Annotated in this window: 21 protein-coding genes; 10 read left to right on the top strand and 11 right to left on the bottom strand. The window is 53.6% G+C overall.

Going from position 1 to position 19096, the window contains the following annotated elements; all coding sequences use genetic code 11:
- Window positions 1-8 precede the first annotated feature (8 nt).
- A complete protein-coding gene (gene hisB / locus HB779_RS04390; protein WP_188344583.1) occupies window positions 9-617 on the bottom strand; it encodes an imidazoleglycerol-phosphate dehydratase HisB in 609 nt (202 codons plus the stop codon).
- A gap of 203 nt (window positions 618-820) precedes the next feature.
- On the opposite strand from hisB, the gene hslV reads away from it, so the two are divergent.
- The 4 genes from hslV to HB779_RS04370 all read left to right on the top strand — a co-directional run bounded on the left by hslV (window position 821) and on the right by HB779_RS04370 (window position 4335).
- Window positions 821-1375 carry an ATP-dependent protease subunit HslV gene (gene hslV, locus HB779_RS04385; RefSeq protein WP_188344582.1) on the top strand — a complete coding sequence of 185 codons (555 nt, stop codon included), beginning with the start codon at window positions 821-823 and terminating at the stop codon, window positions 1373-1375.
- The gene (locus HB779_RS04380) at window positions 1365-1886 is read left to right on the top strand and encodes a GNAT family N-acetyltransferase (protein ID WP_188344581.1); all 522 of its coding nucleotides are present in this window, start codon (window positions 1365-1367) and stop codon (window positions 1884-1886) included. Before hslV ends, HB779_RS04380 begins: the two co-directional genes overlap by 11 nt.
- The gene (hslU, locus tag HB779_RS04375) at window positions 1886-3193 is read left to right on the top strand and encodes an ATP-dependent protease ATPase subunit HslU (protein WP_188344580.1); all 1308 of its coding nucleotides are present in this window, start codon (window positions 1886-1888) and stop codon (window positions 3191-3193) included. The genes HB779_RS04380 and hslU overlap by 1 nt, the downstream gene beginning before the upstream one ends.
- 173 nt (window positions 3194-3366) lie before the next feature.
- The gene (locus tag HB779_RS04370) at window positions 3367-4335 is read left to right on the top strand and encodes a DUF1402 family protein (protein WP_188344579.1); all 969 of its coding nucleotides are present in this window, start codon (window positions 3367-3369) and stop codon (window positions 4333-4335) included.
- Here HB779_RS04370 and HB779_RS04365 read toward each other — a convergent pair.
- The 4 genes from HB779_RS04365 to HB779_RS04350 are packed head-to-tail and all read right to left on the bottom strand — an operon-like array spanning window position 4332 to window position 7085.
- Window positions 4332-4706, bottom strand: coding sequence for a helix-turn-helix domain-containing protein (locus tag HB779_RS04365; protein ID WP_188344578.1), 375 nt, complete (start codon window positions 4704-4706; stop codon window positions 4332-4334). The two genes, HB779_RS04370 and HB779_RS04365, sit on opposite strands and share 4 nt — an antisense overlap.
- Window positions 4703-5263 (bottom strand): Smr/MutS family protein, encoded by a 561-nt coding sequence (locus HB779_RS04360; RefSeq protein WP_188344577.1) that lies wholly within the window; start codon window positions 5261-5263, stop codon window positions 4703-4705. Before HB779_RS04360 ends, HB779_RS04365 begins: the two co-directional genes overlap by 4 nt.
- On the bottom strand, window positions 5260-6378 hold the full coding sequence (locus HB779_RS04355) for a murein transglycosylase A (RefSeq protein ID WP_188345769.1): 1119 nt from the start codon (window positions 6376-6378) through the stop codon (window positions 5260-5262). Before HB779_RS04355 ends, HB779_RS04360 begins: the two co-directional genes overlap by 4 nt.
- Before the next feature lie 5 nt (window positions 6379-6383).
- Window positions 6384-7085, bottom strand: a complete 702-nt coding sequence (locus tag HB779_RS04350) for a Tim44/TimA family putative adaptor protein (RefSeq protein ID WP_188344576.1) — start codon at window positions 7083-7085, stop codon at window positions 6384-6386.
- Window positions 7086-7276: 191 nt separating this feature from the next.
- Here HB779_RS04350 and HB779_RS04345 point away from each other — a divergent pair, with 191 nt between their 5' ends.
- Together HB779_RS04345 and secB are read left to right on the top strand one after the other, a co-directional pair.
- Complete coding sequence (locus HB779_RS04345) at window positions 7277-7762, top strand: FxsA family protein (RefSeq protein WP_188344575.1); 486 nt, start codon at window positions 7277-7279, stop codon at window positions 7760-7762.
- Between the two features lie 116 nt (window positions 7763-7878).
- On the top strand, window positions 7879-8385 hold the full coding sequence (gene secB / locus HB779_RS04340; RefSeq protein ID WP_188344574.1) for a protein-export chaperone SecB: 507 nt from the start codon (window positions 7879-7881) through the stop codon (window positions 8383-8385).
- Between the two features lie 65 nt (window positions 8386-8450).
- Here secB and dnaQ read toward each other — a convergent pair whose 3' ends face one another.
- The 5 genes from dnaQ to HB779_RS04315 all read right to left on the bottom strand — a co-directional run bounded on the left by dnaQ (window position 8451) and on the right by HB779_RS04315 (window position 12112).
- Window positions 8451-9158: a DNA polymerase III subunit epsilon gene (gene dnaQ, locus HB779_RS04335; RefSeq protein WP_188344573.1), complete on the bottom strand. Its 708-nt coding sequence runs from the start codon at window positions 9156-9158 to the stop codon at window positions 8451-8453.
- Window positions 9159-9236: 78 nt separating this feature from the next.
- On the bottom strand, window positions 9237-9821 hold the full coding sequence (gene coaE / locus HB779_RS04330) for a dephospho-CoA kinase (protein WP_188344572.1): 585 nt from the start codon (window positions 9819-9821) through the stop codon (window positions 9237-9239).
- Complete coding sequence (locus tag HB779_RS04325; protein WP_188344571.1) at window positions 9818-10675, bottom strand: shikimate dehydrogenase; 858 nt, start codon at window positions 10673-10675, stop codon at window positions 9818-9820. Before HB779_RS04325 ends, coaE begins: the two co-directional genes overlap by 4 nt.
- Window positions 10668-11261, bottom strand: coding sequence for a Maf-like protein (locus HB779_RS04320; RefSeq protein ID WP_188344570.1), 594 nt, complete (start codon window positions 11259-11261; stop codon window positions 10668-10670). Before HB779_RS04320 ends, HB779_RS04325 begins: the two co-directional genes overlap by 8 nt.
- 29 nt (window positions 11262-11290) lie before the next feature.
- Window positions 11291-12112 carry a pyruvate, water dikinase regulatory protein gene (locus HB779_RS04315; protein ID WP_188344569.1) on the bottom strand — a complete coding sequence of 274 codons (822 nt, stop codon included), beginning with the start codon at window positions 12110-12112 and terminating at the stop codon, window positions 11291-11293.
- A gap of 413 nt (window positions 12113-12525) precedes the next feature.
- Between HB779_RS04315 and hemE the strand changes: the two genes are divergently transcribed.
- From hemE to rho, 3 genes are all read left to right on the top strand, one after another.
- Window positions 12526-13557 (top strand): uroporphyrinogen decarboxylase, encoded by a 1032-nt coding sequence (gene hemE, locus HB779_RS04310; protein WP_188344568.1) that lies wholly within the window; start codon window positions 12526-12528, stop codon window positions 13555-13557.
- Between the two features lie 37 nt (window positions 13558-13594).
- Window positions 13595-14122, top strand: a complete 528-nt coding sequence (gene hemJ, locus HB779_RS04305) for a protoporphyrinogen oxidase HemJ (RefSeq protein WP_188344567.1) — start codon at window positions 13595-13597, stop codon at window positions 14120-14122.
- 196 nt (window positions 14123-14318) lie between these two features.
- A complete protein-coding gene (gene rho / locus HB779_RS04300) occupies window positions 14319-15584 on the top strand; it encodes a transcription termination factor Rho (RefSeq protein WP_091879370.1) in 1266 nt (421 codons plus the stop codon).
- Here rho and HB779_RS04295 read toward each other — a convergent pair.
- On the bottom strand, window positions 15581-17602 hold the full coding sequence (locus HB779_RS04295) for a thioredoxin domain-containing protein (protein WP_188344566.1): 2022 nt from the start codon (window positions 17600-17602) through the stop codon (window positions 15581-15583). The two genes, rho and HB779_RS04295, sit on opposite strands and share 4 nt — an antisense overlap.
- 73 nt (window positions 17603-17675) lie before the next feature.
- On the opposite strand from HB779_RS04295, the gene mnmE reads away from it, so the two are divergent.
- On the top strand, window positions 17676-19010 hold the full coding sequence (gene mnmE / locus HB779_RS04290) for a tRNA uridine-5-carboxymethylaminomethyl(34) synthesis GTPase MnmE (RefSeq protein WP_188344565.1): 1335 nt from the start codon (window positions 17676-17678) through the stop codon (window positions 19008-19010).
- Window positions 19011-19096 lie beyond the last annotated feature (86 nt).

Here is a 19096-nt window from a genome sequence, read left to right as displayed (position 1 = left end):
CCTTCTTCTCAGCCGTTCAGCGAACCCTTCGTCGAAGGAATAACATCCTTCTGGCGCGGATCAGACTCAATGGCCGTACGCAATGTCCGTGCGACCGCCTTGAAACAGGTTTCGGCGATATGGTGGTTGTTGGCACCATAGAGATTGGCGACGTGCAGCGTAATCCCGGCATTCTGGGCCAGCGCCTGGAAGAATTCACGCACGAGTTCCGTATCAAACGTGCCGATCTTTGGCGCGGAAAACTCCACCTGCCAGATCAGGAACGGACGGCCTGAGACATCAAGCGCCGAGCGGGTCAACGTTTCATCCATGGCAAGATCCAGCGAGGCGTAGCGGTTGATACCGCGCCGGTCACCAAGCGCCTTGGCGATTGCCTGGCCAATGGCAATGCCAGTGTCTTCAACGGTGTGGTGATCATCAATATGCAGATCGCCTTTGGCCTTGATGTCCATGTCGATCAGCGAATGGCGAGAAAGCTGTTCCAGCATATGATCGAAGAAGCCGACTCCGGTGGAAATATCGAACGCACCGGTGCCGTCCAGATTGACCGAAACGGCAATGCTGGTTTCCTTGGTGGTCCGTTCTACCTTCGCTGTCCGTGTGCTGACGCTGGTCATCCTGTTTCCTGCTGCCTGGGTTTATCAAAAACGGCAATCGTGCTGGCCTTCTAGATCAGGATTGGCGAATCTCCAAATGCTTTGATGGCGCAGGATTAACTGCGGATTTGCAATTCCGCCGCGGCGTCATACATAAGTTGCTCAGAAGGGGTTCGATCTGCCGCCATTTGGGGCATAGTCGGACCTGCTTGAAGGAGAATCGAATGCAAGAACACAACCCCTCCACAATGTATGGGACCACGATCGTTACCGTCCGCAAGGGCGGCAAGGTGGTTATCGCCGGTGACGGGCAGGTCAGCCTCGGCAATACGGTCATGAAAGGCAATGCGCGCAAAGTGCGCCGTATCGGCAAAGGCAATGTAATTGCCGGATTTGCCGGTGCCACGGCCGATGCCTTCACCCTGCTTGAACGGCTTGAAAGCAAGCTGGAGCAATATCCCGATCAGTTGATGCGCGCCTGTGTCGAGCTGGCCAAGGACTGGCGCACTGACCGTTATCTGCGCCGCCTTGAGGCGATGATGTTGGTTGCCGACAAATCGGTCACCCTCGCGCTTACCGGCAATGGTGATGTGCTTGAGCCAGAACATGGCGTGATGGCCATTGGCTCCGGCGGCAATTTCGCGTTGGCTGCTGCTCGTGCGCTGGTTGATACGGATCAGAGCGCAGAAGAAATTGCCCGTAAGGCGATGCAAATCGCTGCCGAAATCTGCATCTATACCAACACGAGTGTGACGCTCGAGACGATCGATGCCGAGTGATTCCGAATACCACTACCGCTTCCGGCCAGTGGAGCCCAAGGATCTGAAAATGATCCTGGATTGGCTGGCCGAACCGCATGTGGTGCAGTGGTGGGGCGATGGCCCTGATGAGGAATACAACTCCATCGTGGACCATATGGACAGCATATCGGTTGAGCCCTTCATCATTATGCTGGGTGACGAGCCAATCGGTTATCTGCAGACCTATGATCCGCATCTGGAGGATGATCATCCCTATCAGGATCAGCCCACCGGTACGCTCGGGCTTGACCAGTTCATCGGTGAACCCGGTCTGGTCAATCTTGGACACGGCTCACGCCTGATCGACGAGTTCGTATCGCTGCTTTTCGAAGAAGGCGTGCCGCGCGTGATCCTCGACCCTGATCCGGCCAATGCGCGCGCGATCAAAGCTTATACCAAAGCGGGCTTTATCGCTTTTGATACCCGCACATCCATTTACGGCCCGGCCCTGATGATGGCGCGGGACAATCCAGATGAAATGAGACCATGATGACAACATTTTCCCCTCGCGAAATCGTCTCCGAGCTCGACCGGTACATTATCGGCCAGAACGACGCCAAACGCGCCGTGGCTATTGCCCTGCGCAACCGGTGGCGCCGCCAGCAGCTGGAAGGCCAGATGCGCGAAGAAGTCATGCCAAAGAATATCCTGATGATCGGACCCACCGGCGTCGGCAAGACGGAGATATCACGTCGTCTGGCCAAACTTGCCGGTGCGCCGTTCATCAAAGTTGAGGCTACGAAGTTTACCGAGGTTGGCTATGTCGGCCGCGATGTCGAGCAGATCATCCGCGATCTGGTTGAAATTGCAATCGGCCTTGTGCGTGAGAAAAAGCGTGAGGACGTCAAAGCCAAGGCGCATATCAATGCGGAAGAACGCGTTCTTGACGCGCTGGTTGGCAAGACCGCAAGCCCGGCAACCCGCGATTCCTTCCGCAAGAAGCTGCGTGATGGTCTGATCGACGACAAGGAAATCGAAGTCGAAGTGTCGGACACTGGTTCAGGCATGCCAAATTTCGAGCTACCGGGAATGCCCGGCGCCAATATCGGCGTGCTCAATCTCAGCGACATGCTGGGTAAGGCCATGGGCAACCGTACCAAGACCGTCAAGACAACGGTCAAGGAATCCTATGCCGTGCTGATCAATGACGAGTCCGATAAATTGCTCGATCAGGACCAGATTACCCAGGAAGCGCTGCGCTCCGCCGAAAATGACGGCATCGTCTTCCTCGACGAGATCGACAAGATCGCAGCACGCGATGGTGGAATGGGCGCTGGCGTTTCGCGCGAAGGCGTGCAGCGCGATCTGCTGCCACTGGTTGAAGGCACGACTGTTGCGACCAAATACGGTGCGATCAAAACCGATCATATCCTGTTCATAGCATCGGGTGCGTTCCACGTGTCCAAGCCGTCTGATCTTCTGCCGGAATTGCAGGGCCGCCTGCCGATCCGCGTCGAGTTGAGCGCTTTGACCCGGGACGACATGCGCCGCATTCTGACAGAACCGGAAGCCAGCCTGCTCAAGCAATATATCGCCTTGCTGGCGACCGAAGAGGTTACGCTTGAAATCACCGATGATGCGATTGATGCGCTGGCTGATATCGCCGTCGATCTCAATTCATCGGTTGAGAACATCGGCGCGCGGCGCTTGCAAACGGTGATGGAACGCCTGCTCGACGATATTTCGTTCAATGCACCTGACAAGGCCGGGGCAGAATACAAGATAGACGCGAAATACGTGCGGGACACGGTTGGCGATCTTGCAAAGAACACGGATCTTTCGCGCTTCATTCTCTAGCCCTGTGACAGATAAGCACCGTTACGAGCTTATTACCGATGCCCCCTCGACTTCCGAGGGGGCATTTTTTATTTTCGCGCAACGCTGGCCGGAACCTGTTAAGGGGTGCTGTGTTTATACGTTACCCTCGCTGCGCGTCCGTTCGCATGACTTGATCGAAATCTGGACTGATAATGAAACGCCATCTGATCCTTCTCGCGACAACCTGTCTTCTTTCCCTGTCCGCAGCGTTGCAGCCCGTATGGGCCGTGACTATCGTGCCGGAAGGCAATCGCAATGGGACCCAGCCGAATATTCCCATCGCCTCGATCAAGCGCACCGGCGAGCTGAATACAACGCATGAGGCGAAGTATCAGAAAATCTACAACCTGCTGAAATCCGATCCTAAACTGCGGTCTAAAATTGCAAGTGTTGCAAAGACTTATGGCATCGATCCGGTTCACATCGTCGGCGCTCTGGTCGGCGAACATACCTACAATGTCGATGCCTATGACCGGCTGCAAACCTACTATGTCAAAGCCATCTCTTATGTAAAACAGGGTATCAGCTTCGATTATCAGGGCGAAAACATCAGCGATTTTATCAAGCGGCCGCAGTTTTCCGAATGTGCCCAATTCAAGGACAGCCTGCGTTTGTGGACATGCCGCGAAAATGTTTGGGAATCAGATTTCCGTGGCAAAACCGTTGGTGGCAAGCAATTCACGAACAACCGGTTTGCCGCCGTATTCTTTCAGCCTTTCTATGCCGGCCAGACATTCGGTCTCGGCCAGTTGAGCCCGCTCACCGCGTTGCAAATGACCGACATGGTCAACCGCTATTCCGGTCTGCCAAAGCTTGATGCCGACCGTGCCGCCGATGTTTACAAGACCATCATGGATCCGGATTTCACCCTCCCCTATATGGCAGCAACCATCCGGGAATCGATTGATGTCTATCGGCGCGTAGCGGATTTTGATATTTCCAAAAATCCCGGAATTACGGCGACGCTCTACAATACGGGTGGAGCCGATGCGCGGGCCCGGGCACTCGCCAATGCCAATGCTGGCCGCGTTGCTGCTGGCCAACCAGCGCAATTGCCGGAAGAAAACTATTATGGCTGGCTGGTCAACAACAAGCTTGATCAGTTGAAGGCGCTTTTTTAAGCGGAACTTCGTTTGCTTGCTGCGCGTTTGACCTGACGAACCAGATCGTGAACAGCGTCATTGTCCAGGCAGCCTATATGGGCGGCAATGAGATTGGCGAGCTCTGTCGCTGCCGGTGAAAGCCCGCCCGTATCAATGGTGATACGCGGGTGTGAAATCATCGCGAGGCGCTGTAACTCTTCCGCATCATCCCAGATGATATTGAAATACTGGATAATCCGCTGCAGCTTGTCCCAAGTTGGCTGGCCGCGCCTTCCGTGCTCAAGCGCTGACAGATAAGCAGCAGAGACGCCGATAGCCTTGGCCATGTCTTTCTGCGAGACGCCGCGTTCATCCCTCAGCTGGCGTAACTTTTCACCAAACGGGGTCATGGAACCTCCGGCATCCGGCGCATACGCACATAGATCGCACCTGTCCCGCCATGATTGCGCGCCGCGTCCTCATAACCATTGACGAGAACACGAAATGGCGGCGTCGTGAACCAGTTTGGCACAGCCTGGCGCAATACACCGTCGCTGCCCATGGACGACCCCTTGCCGGTGATCACCAATACATGTCGCAACTCGCGCTGGTGGGCCCGGCGCAGAAATCCAAGCAGCAAGCCATAAGCTTCACTTTGTGTCAGACCATGCAGATCGATGCGGCCTTCGATGACAACCCGCCCGCGCGAAATCTTCTTGTGGGTGGGGCGATCAATCGGATGCAGCCGGTGCGCCGGACTGGCAGTCGGCTTCGCCGGCGCCACCGTGGGCATCGCCTTTGATTTGATTATCTCTGGTGCAGAGGCGCTCAGCTCCGATTGTTCCTGGAACTCATCGAGCAGGAACTTCATCTTTTCTTTGCCCTTCAACGGACGCGTGGACTTCGCGACTTTTTCCCAGAGAATCCGGTCTTCAGAGTTAGTAAATTCGTCTTTGGAGCGTTTCATTCGCTTGCTGCCAACAATGAGCGTGGCACCAGCGCGTAAAAATCAGCGGCATGACTGATACCGCCAGCAATGTCACCGGCTGCATCGCCGGAACCGGCAAAGAGGTCACCGCGCGCGGGACCTACGATAGCGGAACCCGTATCCTGCGCGATCATCAGCCGGGCAAATGCTTTTCCGCCAAACGCTGTCAGGCTGGGTGCAGAAACATAGAAGGGCGTGCCAAATGTGTGCAGGAGCCGGTCGACAGCCATTGAGCGACCGGCACTTAAAGGTACTTTGGCGGCTGCGAGAGGACCAAGCCCCTCGTCTTCTACGACTGCTTCGCGGAAGAAAATATAGGAACGGTTGTTCCACATGAGGTCTTGGGCTTCGCCCGGATGCCCGGCCAGCCACTGGCGAATGGACTGCATCGACATATTTTCCGGCGCAATCTCGCCGCGGTCCAGAAGGATCCGGCCAATCCCGGTAAAGCGATGACCCGTTTTTGCTGCATAGGTAATCCTGCGCAAATGCCCGTCGATCATTTTCAAACGGGCAGCCCCTTGGACATGGATGAAAAAAGCATCGACAGGATTCTCGACAAAGGCAATTTCCAGATTCTGGCCGTCAAGTGCGCCGCTTTCGATGGCGCGGCGATCAAAATACTCGATAAGACCATCTGATGTTCGCCGGGCGAAAGCGAAATATGGATCAAACCCTTCAGGCCGGTTGCTTTCATCGACATCAACCAGATCAGTCGGGCGGCTCAGGAAGGGTATGGCAAAGCGCTCCGTACGGACAGGCGAGGCAACAACTTCCGGCTCATAGAAGCCGGTGACAAAACCATGCCCAGTCTCCGGATTTTCGAGGCGGGCCGGAAGGAACCATTTTTCGAAAAAACTCCGGGCCTGGTCATCATTTTCGATCAATGTTTCACGTGAATCAGTGAAAATTGGCGCCAAAGCTTCAAAGCTAATCCCGAGAGAGCCTGATTTATAGGGTTTTTCCAGAACCCTCACGGCTGAGCGTTCAAAAGCCCGAAATGCTTCAAGCTGACTGTCATCCCCCCAACCGGGGCAATTGGTGAAGGCCACCGGTTTGAAGAGGGGGAAAGCATCGTCATGCGCCCGTAACAGGAAAATCAATCTTCAGCTTCGGTGGCGACGAGCTTCCAATTCGGATCTTTTGACCGGGTGTCGCGGGAATAAGTCCAAACATCCTTGACTTCGGCGACCGATTCCTTGTCTCCGTCGATGACAGCGCCATCCTTGTCGACAGTCGCCGAAATCAGTTCACTGACGATACGCACTGTAACATGCGCTTCGCTGCCCTTCATCTCGGCACCAATGATTTCAGCCTTGTTGATACCGACAAATGACGACTGCACTTTTTCACCGCGCGATTCGCGATCGGTAATGGCGGTAACAAAGCCATCAAAAACCTCGCGGGACAGAAGTGTCTTGAGGGTCTTCCGGTCTCCATCGGCAAATGACATGACAATCATCTCGTAAGCCATCTTGGATCCATCAAGGAATTTGACCGGATCGAACGACGGATCGGCGTTCTGGATAGCGCGAAGACCATCATTGAGTGGCGTACCCGGCTTAGCCAGTGTGTCCACCTTCTCGAACTGGTTTTCCTTGGGTTCACCCCGGCGTGGCAATGACACGACATTATCGCCAGGCTTAGCCTTATCCTCGACCTCCGCCGTGCGCGACGATGTATAGGGATTAAATGGCGGGCGCTCGCTGCCAGTGCGACGGCCAAGGACCTTGCGCAGCTGCAAAAAAATCACCACTGCTGCCACGAAGAAGAAAATCGTTCCGAAGTCCAGATATTCCATGTCGCCTGCCATTCATCCCTAAGTTCACTGCGGCCATTGGTTTTTCGGCCATCAAGCTTTTGTCGAATTACCAAAAACATATAGATTGCCAAAGGCAATCATACAAATGCTCATGTTCATTCCTATATATAGGCATGAAATTGCCGCCGGGTATGATTATAACCGGATATGTCGTTCGAAAGGTAAATTAGTTGCGATCCTCTTTTGTGCCCCTGTTTCTGCTTGCATTGCCATTTCTGGAAATTGCCGGTTTTATTGTGGTTGGCAGCAAGATCGGCGTTCTGGCGACGCTTGGCCTGATCATTCTGTCCATCTTTCTCGGTGTTTTCCTGTTGCGCTTGCAGGGTTTTGGCATTCTGCAAAAAATCCGCAGCGAAACGGCTGCCGGACGGACGCCGAGCCGTGAACTCGTGCATGGCGTGATGCTGTTCTTCGCAGCCTTCCTGCTGATCGTTCCGGGCTTCATCACCGACATTATCGGCTTGCTTCTGTTTATTCCTGCTGTTCGCGATATTGGCTGGCGCTTTGTTCAGAGCCGCGTTGTGGTGGTGAATTCCGGCGCACCTGCCCGCTCACGTCCCGGCGCAACGCGCCCGGCCGATCGGGTGATCGAGCTTGACCCGGAGGATTATTCGAGAAAGCCTGATCCTGATTCTCCATGGAACCCGAAAGAATAGGACTAGCACGTCTGGATAAGTCCTCCCGACTTGCCTCGCTGGGGCTCCCATGCTAGCCAGCCATCATTCATTCGATAACCGCTGATGCGGACGCAACGAGAGAAGGTTTCCAGACAATGGCTCAAAAGCCTGATGAAAAAGCCGAAAACGGCAACGAAGCAACCAATGGCAATGGGAGCGTCCAGCCACAGACACTGAACATACTGGCTCAGTATGTGAAGGATCTTTCCTTCGAAAGCCCCGGTGCGCCAATGTCCCTGCGTCCGCGCGACAAGGCTCCCGGCATCAGCATCAATGTGAACGTCAACGCCAATCCGATTGCCGAGAATGACTTTGACGTTGTACTCACGCTTTCGGCACGTGCCGGTGAAGGCAAGGATATTCTGTTCAACGCGGAACTGGTCTACGGCGGCGTTTTCCGTCTGGAAGGCTTCCCGCAGGAACATCTTCTGCCGCTGCTTTTCATCGAATGCCCGCGTTTGCTGTTTCCCTTTGCACGTCAGATCATTGCTGAAGCAACCCGCAATGGCGGCTTCCCGCCACTGATGATCGACCCGATTGATTTCGCACAGATGTTCCAGCAGCGTATGGCCGAGGAACAGGCCAAGTCGATGGTCAGCTAAAACCAATCGTTGGATTTGGAATTGAAAAACCCGGGTCAAGCCCGGGTTTTTTGTTGCACAGGATCTCAAATCGCTGGGATGCGTTCGTTCCAGATGGCTTTTTCGCCAATCTTCTCAACCAGCTTCGCGTGCGCCAATATCTCCATCTCGGTTAGACGAGGTGGAAGCGGAATGGCACGCTGGGCGATGATAACAACCGTTTCGGTGGCGACCGTACGCTTGTTATCCGACTGTTCTGTCGCAGTGAGGCCCAAGGCAGCCTGTTTGCCGCCAATGAGCTCAATATAAACTTCGGCCAGCAGCTGCGAATCGAGCAGCGCGCCATGCAGCGTGCGATGACTGTTGTTGATGCCATAACGCCGGCAAAGCGCATCCAGCGAGTTTGGGCCCATCGGATGCTTGCGGCGAGCCAGTGCCAGCGTATCAATGACGCGGTCATTGTTGATCGGCGGATGACCAAGCCGGTTGAACTCAGCATTGATAAAGCCCATGTCGAATGTCGCATTGTGCGCGATCAGCTTGGCGCCGTCGATAAACGCCAGGAACTCATCGACGATCCCTGCGAAAACCGGTTTGTCCTTCAGGCTTTCATTGCTGATGCCGTGAACAGCAAGCGCATCAGGATGCACTTGTTTGCCATCCGGATTGATCAAAACATGAAATGTCTTGCCCGTGGGGAATCGGTTGACCATCTCGACGCCGCCGATTTCGATGACACGATCATCCAGCCGGTCAAGCCCTGTGGTTTCCGTATCGAATATGATCTCGCGCATGGAATCACCTTTTGATCCAAATTTCATGAACTGCCCAAGTCATGCAAGACCGCGACGATGGTTTCCCACCTATCTTGATCAGGAATGCGTGAGAACGCGTATAATCTCTTCGATCTGGACCCTCGTCGCATCAAAACCCTGGTTCGTATTGATGAGGAAATCCGCACGCTGGCGTTTCTCGGCATCAGGAGTCTGACGCGCCAGAATAGCATCCAGCTTTTCCGGCGTCATGTCAGGACGCGTGAGGACGCGCTTTCGCTGTACCTCGGGAGGTGCGCTCACCACCAAAATTTTATCGACCCGTTTGTCGCCACCAGTTTCGAACAGCAAGGGAATGTCGATAACGATGAGCTTTGCACCTTGGGAATTGGCTTGGTCGCGAAACGCGTTTTCTTCTGAACGAACCAGCGGATGTACGATGGTTTCAAGTTCCTTCAACGCCTCCGGGTTGCCGACAACCGCTTTCGATAGTTTGACACGATCAACCACGCCATTGTTCGTTGTTCCTGGAAATGCTTTTTCAATCAGCGGAGCAGCTTTGCCCGCGTAGAGCCTATGTACTGTCTCATCGGCGGAATAGACAGGAATACCCGCATCCATGAACATCTGGGCGGCAGTAGATTTTCCCATACCGATGGAACCGGTGAGGCCAAGCACGATCATTTTGCGCCTCCCGTTGTTGCGGCTTGATCCATATCCGCAAGAACAAGAGCGCGCAGTTCCGCTGTTACCTCAGGTCTTTTGCCGAACCAGTATTCGAAACCTGGCACCGCCTGATGCAGCAGCATGCCCAAACCATCAGCCGTTGCCAGACCGCGAGCACGCGCGGCCCGCAAAAGCGGTGTTTCCAGCGGCACGTAAACAATATCGGTCACCAGCGCATCCGCGTCTGCTTCCGTCAGGTCAATGGCAAGATCATCCTTGCCCTGCATACCAAGCGAGGTGGTATTGACGATCAGCTGCGCACCCTTCAGCAATTCCGGAATGCTGTTCCATTCATGGGCGCCGCCGACAATACCAAACGTGTCGGCCAGCTCTTGCGCGCGTTCAAGCGTCCGGTTCACGATCCGTATATCGGTAAAGCCGCGCTGCTTCAGCGCAGAAATGACTGCACGGCTCGCGCCGCCGGCGCCTAACACCAAAGCACTCTTTCTTTGGCTCCATCCCGGACTAAGCGCGTCGAGATTGGCCATAAAGCCGTAGGTATCCGTATTGCCGCCATGAAGAACGCCGTCTTCAAACCATAATGTGTTGACGGCACCAATTTCTTCGGCAACGGCATCCGGCCGTTCGCATAGAGAAAAAGCGTTCTCCTTGTGTGGCAGCGTTACGTTACCCCCGGCATAATTATTGTCCCGTAACGAACGGACGAAATCAGCAAAGCCCTCCGGTGCAACTTCGATCGCCTGATAGGTACCCTCCAGTCCCAGCTGTTTCAGCCAATATCCATGGATAAGCGGCGAGCGCGAATGACGGATGGGAAAACCTGTAACGAAAGCGCGCGGACTGCTAACCATCAATTGCTCCCTCCCGGCGCAGTTCACTCAGGAGTGGAAGCAAAGGGAGACCGACAATCGTGAAATAATCCCCGTCGACCTTTTCAAACAGCTGCACACCTTCACCTTCATATTGATAGGCCCCGACACTTTGCAGCGCTGTCTTGCCCACCCGCGCCAGATGGCGGCCGATAAATGCCGGATCAAGGTCGCGCAAGGTCATCCGCGCAACGGAAACGTGACGCCAGATTGTCTCTCCATCTTTGACCAGCACAATTGCACTGTTGAGATGATGGGTTTGACCGGAGAGCTTAAGCAACTGGCGACGCGCGGCTTCCATATCTTCTGGTTTATGGAGAACTTCATCGCCCAGCGACAATGTCTGGTCGGAACCTATAATCAATGCGCCCGGATTGCGTTCACTGACATCCAGCGCCTTTGCTTCTGCCAGAACCAAAGCAACATCTTCCGGTGTCGCGCCGGTCTTATAGAGAGGCGCTTCGACGGCGCGTTCATCAATATTGGCCGATTGAGCCGTAAAGGAGACGCCTGCATTTTTCAGGAGCATTGCCCGGAATGGGCTTTTGGAGGCTAGGATAATGTCCATATGATCTCTTTGTGTTTTTGGACGTTTCGTTATCGCCCTTGAGAACGCAGGGCAAGAACAGCCGCAGCTGTTTCTTCTATGGAGCGGCGCGATACATCAATCATCGGCCAATTGTAGCGATGGCAAATCTGCCGCGCATAAGAAAGCTCTTCAATGATATTAGCCCGGTCGAGATAGTGATCCGTATCAAAACCCGGCGTTGCTCCGAGAGCGCGGTGCTGCCGAACTTGTGAGATACGTTCGGCTGAAGCGATAAGCCCGACAATAAGCGGCCTTTCCGCATTGATCAGCACATCAGCAATCGGCACACCCGGTACGATGGGCACATTGGCGGTCTTGATGCCGCGATTTGCAAGATAAATGCTCGTCGGGGTTTTCGATGTGCGAGAAATTCCAATCAGAATGACATCGGCTTCTTCGATATCGAGCGGGAGCTGGCCATCATCGTGCTCCATTGTGAAATTCAGCGCGTCAATCCGGCGAAAATATTCGGCATTGAGAACGTGCTGCGCACCAACACGGCGGCCGGCCGGGGCGCCAAGATAAGACTGAAATATACTAAGAACCGGTTCAAGCACCGACACACAGGGAACGCCGATGGCAGCGCAGCTTTCATCGATCATTGCCGCGAGGCGTTGGTCCACAATCGTATAGAGAACAATGCCAGGCTCGGCATCGATACCATCCAACACCTTCTTGATCTGCTTTTCGGTGCGGATAAGCGGATAAACGTGCTCAATAGCCCGCGCATGGACATATTGCGCAGCGGCGGCACGGCCAGCCGCGAGGAGAGTCTCTCCAGTCGCATCAGAAATCATGTGAAGATGGAAGTAGTTCACTGGTTTTGTCACAGAAAACTCCACACCCTGTTGATGACTGGGGAGAAAACTCCCGATCCCGGCCAAGCAATGGCAGCCATGTGAATCATTGGCAAGTCATCCACAGCGAGGGCACATGTGGATGACTCTTCACAGGCTTGCCTCGATCTGGGGATTGTTGCGACTCTTCGTCCTTTATTCCGTTGTTTTCCACACAGATATTCACAGGCGAAACAACGTTAGATTATTGATATATATAATAAATTATCATCTATTCCGTTTATTCCTGTTTTTGCTTTATGGTTTTCCCGTATTTGAATGCCAATCTTGGGCTGTGGGGAAATGCTGGCAATATGGTAATTCCCGATTCAAACAGACTCTAAGAATTAGAAAATCAGAAAATATCAAATTTTCTTTTTTGTAAGAGATAACCGGAGAGAGACGGAATGGTTCGCAAAGTGATGAAAGTCCTTAGAGGCGAGACAGTCTTTCCGCCTCCCATCTGGATGATGCGTCAAGCTGGACGCTATCTCCCTGAGTACAGGGAAGTAAGAAAGAACGCCGGAAGTTTTCTGGACCTGTGCTATTCGCCGGATCTTGCGGTTGAAGTGACAATGCAGCCAATCCGACGTTTCGGTTTTGACGCGGCAATCATGTTCTCTGATATTCTTGTTGTACCGCACGCCCTTGGCCGGGATCTTCGCTTTGAAGAAGGGCGTGGACCAATCATGACGCCGATTGATGCGGACGGTATCTTCTGGCTGGAACCGAATGGGGCCGTAGAGAGGCTGGAGCCGGTCTATGAGACGATCAGGCTGCTTCGACAACAGCTGCCAGCTGAAACAACGCTGCTTGGCTTCTGTGGGGCTCCCTGGACCGTTGCGACTTATATGATCGCCGGTCATGGTACGCCGGATCAGGCGCCGGCCCGTTTGTTCGCCTATCGCAACCCCGAAGCCTTCCAGAAACTCTTGGATGAACTGGCTGATGTTTCAGCCGACTATCTGATCCAGCAAATCAATGCCGGCGCCGATGCTGTGCAGATTTTCGACTCCTGGTCAGGTGTTCTCGATGAAGCCTGCTTCGAGCAATTCTGTATCGCTCCGGTAGCGCGGATCGTCAAAAGGGTGCGTGCCGTTCATCCCGACGTGCCAATTATCGGATTTCCAAAAGCTGCTGGAGCGCTTTACGTGAACTATCGCGAGCGCACGGGTGTTACGGCACTGGGTCTCGACTGGACAGTGCCGCTTTCGCTGGCATCGTCACTACAGGGCGGCGGCGCGGTTCAAGGAAATCTTGATCCACTGCGCGTTGTTGCCGGAGGCAAGGCGCTTGATGACGGTGTGGATGCCATTCTGGACGGTCTCGGGCATGGACCACTGATTTTCAATCTTGGTCACGGCATTACCCCGGATGCTCCGGTCTCGCACGTTGAACAGATGGTTGCCCGTGTGCGGCAGGCGACCGCCAAAAACTGACCAAAAACTGAAATGCACTGTGTCGAAGGACAAGATGATGAGTACTACCCAGACACCGAAGAAAACCGCCCCGACGGCCATGGCAATTGCTGGTATTCTGGCTTTGGTTGTTGTTGTTCTGGTTTATCTTTATCCGGATAGAGCCTATCTCTGGGTCAAGGCATTGCACGTGATTGCTGTGATTTCATGGATGGCGGGAATGCTCTATCTGCCGCGGCTTTTTGTTTATCACTATGCTGCAGAAAAGGGCTCTGTCCAATCGGAAACCTTCAAAGTCATGGAGCGCCGGCTGCTCAAGGCGATTATCACACCGGCGATGATCGTTACATGGGGGGCAGGGCTTTGGCTGGCGTGGAAAACCACGGCCTATATGGACGGCTGGTTCCACGTTAAATTTCTGGCAGTTCTTATCCTTTCCGGCATCCATGGTTACTTTTCCAAAGCTGTCCGGATGTTTGCGGAGGATCGTAATGAGAAACCTGCCCGCTTCTGGCGTATGATGAATGAAGTACCGACTGTACTTATGATCATTATTGTCGTCATGGTCATCATAAAGCCATTTTGATTGATCAATAAATTTACTGTCTGACATCAATACCACTCATGAAACCTCTTGCCCTTACAGTCACGATTGGCTAGATAGGGGCTCTTCTCTGGAAATACCGCCATAGCATCCTCTGCCATTCATACGTGGCACTGCATTCCGGCATCGTCATTTCCCTTCCCCATTTCAAACCTATAAAATTAAGAGTTCCGCACACATGCAGGAAATGAAACTACAAGAACTCAAGAACAAGACGCCGGTGGATCTACTGGCTTTTGCTGAAACACTGGAAGTCGAAAACGCCAGTGTCATGCGCAAACAGGAATTGATGTTTGCGATCTTGAAGAAACTGGCCTCCCAGGATGTCGAAATTATCGGCGAAGGCGTGGTCGAGATATTGCAGGATGGCTTCGGCTTTATGCGTTCTGCCAATGCCAACTATCTCCCCGGTCCCGATGATATCTATATTTCACCATCACAAATCCGGCGGTTTTCACTGAAAACCGGTGATACAGTCGAAGGACCGATCCGTGGTCCCAAGGAAGGTGAGCGTTATTTCGCCCTTCTCAAGGTCAACACGATCAACTTCGAAGACCCGGAAAAAATCCGCCACAAGATCCATTTCGACAATTTGACGCCGCTCTACCCCAATGAGCGCTTCAAGATGGAACTGGAAAATCCGACGACCAAAGACCTGTCGGCGCGCGTTATCGATCTGGTTGCGCCACTCGGTAAAGGCCAGCGCGGCCTTATCGTGGCCCCACCCAGAACCGGTAAGACTGTTCTCTTGCAGAATATTGCCCATTCCATCACGGCAAACCATCCGGAATGCTATCTCATCGTTCTTCTGATCGATGAACGTCCGGAAGAAGTGACGGACATGCAGCGCTCCGTGAAGGGTGAAGTTGTTTCATCCACATTCGACGAACCAGCTTCGCGCCACGTTCAGGTTGCCGAGATGGTCATTGAAAAGGCCAAGCGCCTTGTTGAACATGGCCGCGACGTTGTCATTCTGCTCGATTCGATTACCCGTCTTGGCCGTGCCTACAACACGGTTGTTCCATCATCCGGCAAGGTTTTGACTGGTGGTGTGGATGCCAATGCACTGCAGCGCCCTAAGCGTTTCTTCGGTGCCGCCCGTAACATTGAAGAAGGCGGCTCGCTGACGATTATCGCGACTGCGCTGATCGATACGGGCAGCCGTATGGACGAAGTGATCTTTGAAGAATTCAAGGGTACGGGCAATTCGGAAATCGTGCTGGATCGCAAGGTTGCCGATAAGCGCATCTTCCCATCAATGGATATTCTCAAGTCCGGCACACGTAAGGAAGACCTGCTCGTACCGCGTCAGGATCTGCAGAAAATCTTTGTTCTACGCCGCATTCTGGCACCGATGGGTACCACCGATGCAATCGAATTCCTCATCGATAAGCTCAAGCAGACCAAGACAAATGGCGAGTTCTTCGATTCGATGAATACCTAATGCTCTGAAGGGAGCGGTTTGAGCAGCGCTGTTAGTGCTGCCGCCGTTTCCACGGGAGCCAGACACACAAGCCCGCGGCATAAATAGGCCGCGGGTTTTTTTATGGTGAGTACACCGCCGCCGGGAATGAGTTCTATCGCGCTGCTGCCCTCTTCGAACTTGATCCACAGATCGATGCGGCGTGGATCGGGATTGCTGTTGGCGGCAATTACGAGGGGATCGTTTCTGTCAGATGTAACCAGCACGAGTTTGAGGGGCTCAAGCAGCAGACTGGCACTGTTGAGAATGCCGGCTTGGCCATAGCGTTGCTCCAAAACCCGGCCGAGTGCGTTTTCGGCGAGCTGTTCCACCTGTTGTTGGAGTACGTGGTCGCCTGTCGCGGTGGCCAAGCGGGTTATGGCTTCGATAATTTGGCCTGTGGCACTGGGTATAGCTTCATCCTGATCGCCGCGTACCCTGATGATGACATTGGCGCTGTCAGAAGCGCTCAGCGCGAGGTTGCCGTCGCCCGTGCCGTGCCACTGTTCAAGCATGCGCAGCCAATGGCGCGCATCCTGCAGAAAGCTTTTATCGTGCGTTGCCTCGTACAAAGACAATGCCGCGTTGATCATGGATGCATAATCTGAGGAAAGACCAGGGAACAACCGGGACTGATCCAGAACGGAATGCGGCAAGCGGCTGTCAACCATCGATTCGGATATGGAACGATAGGACGCCACACCGAGATCCAGCCATTCACGACGACCGAAAACGCGGGACGCTTCTGCCAAAGCGCGAATCATGAAGCCATTCCAGTCCGTCAGTGATTTGTCATCACGGCCGGGACGAATGCGCTTCTCGCGTTGCTGAAAAAGAAGTTGGCGGGCGCTCAATAATTCCGCTTCTGTATTGGCGGCGAATGTTTCCGGCGATGTCAGTCGGTTTAAAATATTTTTGGTTTCCCAATTGCCCGCTTCTGTGACGTCGTAAATCGAGCGAAACGTAATGAAGTCTGATGATTCTGGGATTTCGGATGCAGACCAGACGTAGAAGCGTCCCTCTTCGCCTTCGCTGTCGGCGTCAAGACTGGAGGCGAAGCGCCCATTGTTCACCAGCATTTCCCGCCTCAACCAGTCAATTGTCTCCTCGATTCGGATACGGAACAAATCGTCACCAGTTTCCGCGTAGGCAAAGATCGCGTGGCGAATAAATTGGGCGTTGTCGTAAAGCATCTTTTCGAAATGCGGAACAAGCCAAGTATCGTCAACCGAATAGCGCGACAGGCCGCCGCCGAGATGATCGTAAATTCCACCCTGCAACATCGTTCTGAGACTTTTGATGAAAGCGTCACGATGCTGAGAGTTGCCCGTTCGCAACCATGAGAGCCACAAAGTGTCCATAAAGGGTGCATTTGGGAATTTGGGGGCACCCGATAGGCCACCCTTGTGCAAATCGATCATATTGTAAATATTGGCGGCAAATTGATCAAAGAGGTGTTTGTCCAATTGTACTGGGGATGCCTTGGCATCAAGCCGCGCGCTTATGTGGTTTGTCAGCGCATCGACATTCTGCTCTACGCGTGGGCGATCTTCACCCCAGACTTTACTGATTGATTGCAGAACATCGATAAAACCCGGACGCCCATAGCGGCTATGTTTGGGAAAATACGTTCCACCCCAGAAGGGCTTTGCTTCGGGCGTCAGGAACATTGTCAAAGGCCAACCACCCTGCTCGCCCATTGCACCCAGAGCTGCCATATAGATCTGATCTATATCAGGTCGCTCTTCTCTATCGACTTTGATGTTGACGTAATGCGCATTCATCAGATCGGCAACTTCCTGATCTTCGAAGCACTCATGCGCCATGACGTGACACCAGTGACAGGCTGCATATCCCACGGAAAGCAGGATTGGTTTGCCTGTCTCCTGTGCTTCCTGCAAGGCTTGCTTGCCCCAGGGACGCCAATGAACCGGATTGTCCGCATGCTGACGCAGGTAGGGGCTGGATTCCTGCCCAAGCAAATTGGCTTGCTGAAACATTAAACGCTCCTGATCTTTCCGAAAATCGCCGCGAGGGCTATCAAGGCGTTAGTTTAGACGCGGGTTCCAGCAAATGAAACAAAACCATAATTTCGGTGAAACGATTTTCGCCTTATCGAGCGGACGCTTGCCATCCGGTGTTGCGGTTATTCGCATATCCGGTTCCGAGACTCGATTCGTTGTCGAAACGATATGTGGTAAACTTCCTTCACCGCGCCGGGCGGATTTGCGTGCGCTTAGGGATCGCGAGGATAACTTGGTTGACCGCGGACTTGTGTTGTTCTTCCCCAATCCCAACAGTTTTACCGGTGAGGATTGTGCCGAGTTGCACCTGCATGGTGGACGAGCTATCGTCGACGCGATGATCTCCCTGCTATATACGTTCGATAACTGTCGCTTGGCAGAAGCTGGAGAGTTTACGCGTCGCGCCTTTGCCAATGGGAAGTTCGATCTGACTGTGGCGGAGGGGCTCGCTGATTTAATTGCTGCGGAGACCGACGCGCAAAGGCGGCTCGCATTACAAATCGCATCGGGTTCGCAGGTAAAACTTTATTCCTCCTGGCGTACGGAAATGATCCGGGCCCGCGCACTCATCGAAGCTGAGCTGGATTTCGCTGATGAATCCGATGTGCCGGGCTCTGTATCAGATCAGGTTTGGTTGTCCATGCGTGATCTTGCCGAGAGGATTAAAAAGCATGTTGCCGATGGAAAGCGTGGCGCCATTATACGCGACGGCTTTCGCGTGGTCATTGTCGGCGCACCCAACGCAGGTAAATCAAGCCTGTTGAACGCATTGGCCGGAAGTGATGTCGCGATCGTTTCCGATGAGCCCGGTACGACGCGTGATTTGATCGAGATCAAGCTGGACCTGGGCGGCTTACCCGTCCTCATTACGGACACTGCTGGACTGCGCGAAACAGAAGGGAAGGTTGAAAAGATTGGAATAGAGAAAGCACTCGATCGCGCATTGTCCGCGGATCTCGTGCTGGTACTGACGGATATATCGGCACCCATGCCAATAGCCCTGAATGATCTGGAAAATTTGAACCTTATTAGCGTGGGCACCAAATCCGATATCGGCGGAGATCAATCACGCGATGGATTTGATTTGACGCTATCGACGCAATCGGGCGCCGGCCTGGCGGAATTGATCGACGTACTTCGGTCAAGTGCTGTAAAGGCGGCTGGCAGTCTGTCCGATCCACTACCCACGCGCCGGCGGCACCTTGAACTCCTCCTGGAGACCAGCAGGGAAATCAATCAAGCCGTTGCTGACGAACGAGCACCATTGGAAGTACGGGCGGAATATCTGCGCCGCGCCTCTCACGCTCTTGGTCGCATTACCGGCGATGTAGATGTTGAAGATATTCTGGATGTGGTATTCTCGCAGTTCTGCATTGGAAAATGATTCACGTGAAACAATCGTGTCAAACTAGACAGGCTATTGTCACCAAATTGTTTCACGTGAAACATCCTTCTTTGACTTATACTTGA

Source organism: Phyllobacterium sp. 628 (genome assembly GCF_014189505.1).
Lineage (GTDB): Bacteria > Pseudomonadota > Alphaproteobacteria > Rhizobiales > Rhizobiaceae > Phyllobacterium.
The sequence above is the reverse complement of the archived record's forward strand: the minus strand, read 5'-3'. Positions and strand labels throughout refer to the sequence as shown.

What these genes read in the sequence shown, in the direction of transcription:
- hisB (WP_188344583.1), bottom strand. Translation starts at nt 617, where the DNA reads ATGACCAGCGTCAGCACACGGACAGCGAAGGTAGAACGGACCACCAAG.
- hslV (WP_188344582.1), top strand. Translation starts at nt 821, where the DNA reads ATGCAAGAACACAACCCCTCCACAATGTATGGGACCACGATCGTTACC.
- HB779_RS04380 (WP_188344581.1), top strand. Translation starts at nt 1,365, where the DNA reads ATGCCGAGTGATTCCGAATACCACTACCGCTTCCGGCCAGTGGAGCCC.
- hslU (WP_188344580.1), top strand. Translation starts at nt 1,886, where the DNA reads ATGACAACATTTTCCCCTCGCGAAATCGTCTCCGAGCTCGACCGGTAC.
- HB779_RS04370 (WP_188344579.1), top strand. Translation starts at nt 3,367, where the DNA reads ATGAAACGCCATCTGATCCTTCTCGCGACAACCTGTCTTCTTTCCCTG.
- HB779_RS04365 (WP_188344578.1), bottom strand. Translation starts at nt 4,706, where the DNA reads ATGACCCCGTTTGGTGAAAAGTTACGCCAGCTGAGGGATGAACGCGGC.
- HB779_RS04360 (WP_188344577.1), bottom strand. Translation starts at nt 5,263, where the DNA reads ATGAAACGCTCCAAAGACGAATTTACTAACTCTGAAGACCGGATTCTC.
- HB779_RS04350 (WP_188344576.1), bottom strand. Translation starts at nt 7,085, where the DNA reads ATGGAATATCTGGACTTCGGAACGATTTTCTTCTTCGTGGCAGCAGTG.
- secB (WP_188344574.1), top strand. Translation starts at nt 7,879, where the DNA reads ATGGCTCAAAAGCCTGATGAAAAAGCCGAAAACGGCAACGAAGCAACC.
- dnaQ (WP_188344573.1), bottom strand. Translation starts at nt 9,158, where the DNA reads ATGCGCGAGATCATATTCGATACGGAAACCACAGGGCTTGACCGGCTG.
- coaE (WP_188344572.1), bottom strand. Translation starts at nt 9,821, where the DNA reads ATGATCGTGCTTGGCCTCACCGGTTCCATCGGTATGGGAAAATCTACT.
- HB779_RS04325 (WP_188344571.1), bottom strand. Translation starts at nt 10,675, where the DNA reads ATGGTTAGCAGTCCGCGCGCTTTCGTTACAGGTTTTCCCATCCGTCAT.
- HB779_RS04320 (WP_188344570.1), bottom strand. Translation starts at nt 11,261, where the DNA reads ATGGACATTATCCTAGCCTCCAAAAGCCCATTCCGGGCAATGCTCCTG.
- hemE (WP_188344568.1), top strand. Translation starts at nt 12,526, where the DNA reads ATGGTTCGCAAAGTGATGAAAGTCCTTAGAGGCGAGACAGTCTTTCCG.
- hemJ (WP_188344567.1), top strand. Translation starts at nt 13,595, where the DNA reads ATGAGTACTACCCAGACACCGAAGAAAACCGCCCCGACGGCCATGGCA.
- rho (WP_091879370.1), top strand. Translation starts at nt 14,319, where the DNA reads ATGCAGGAAATGAAACTACAAGAACTCAAGAACAAGACGCCGGTGGAT.
- HB779_RS04295 (WP_188344566.1), bottom strand. Translation starts at nt 17,602, where the DNA reads ATGTTTCAGCAAGCCAATTTGCTTGGGCAGGAATCCAGCCCCTACCTG.
- mnmE (WP_188344565.1), top strand. Translation starts at nt 17,676, where the DNA reads ATGAAACAAAACCATAATTTCGGTGAAACGATTTTCGCCTTATCGAGC.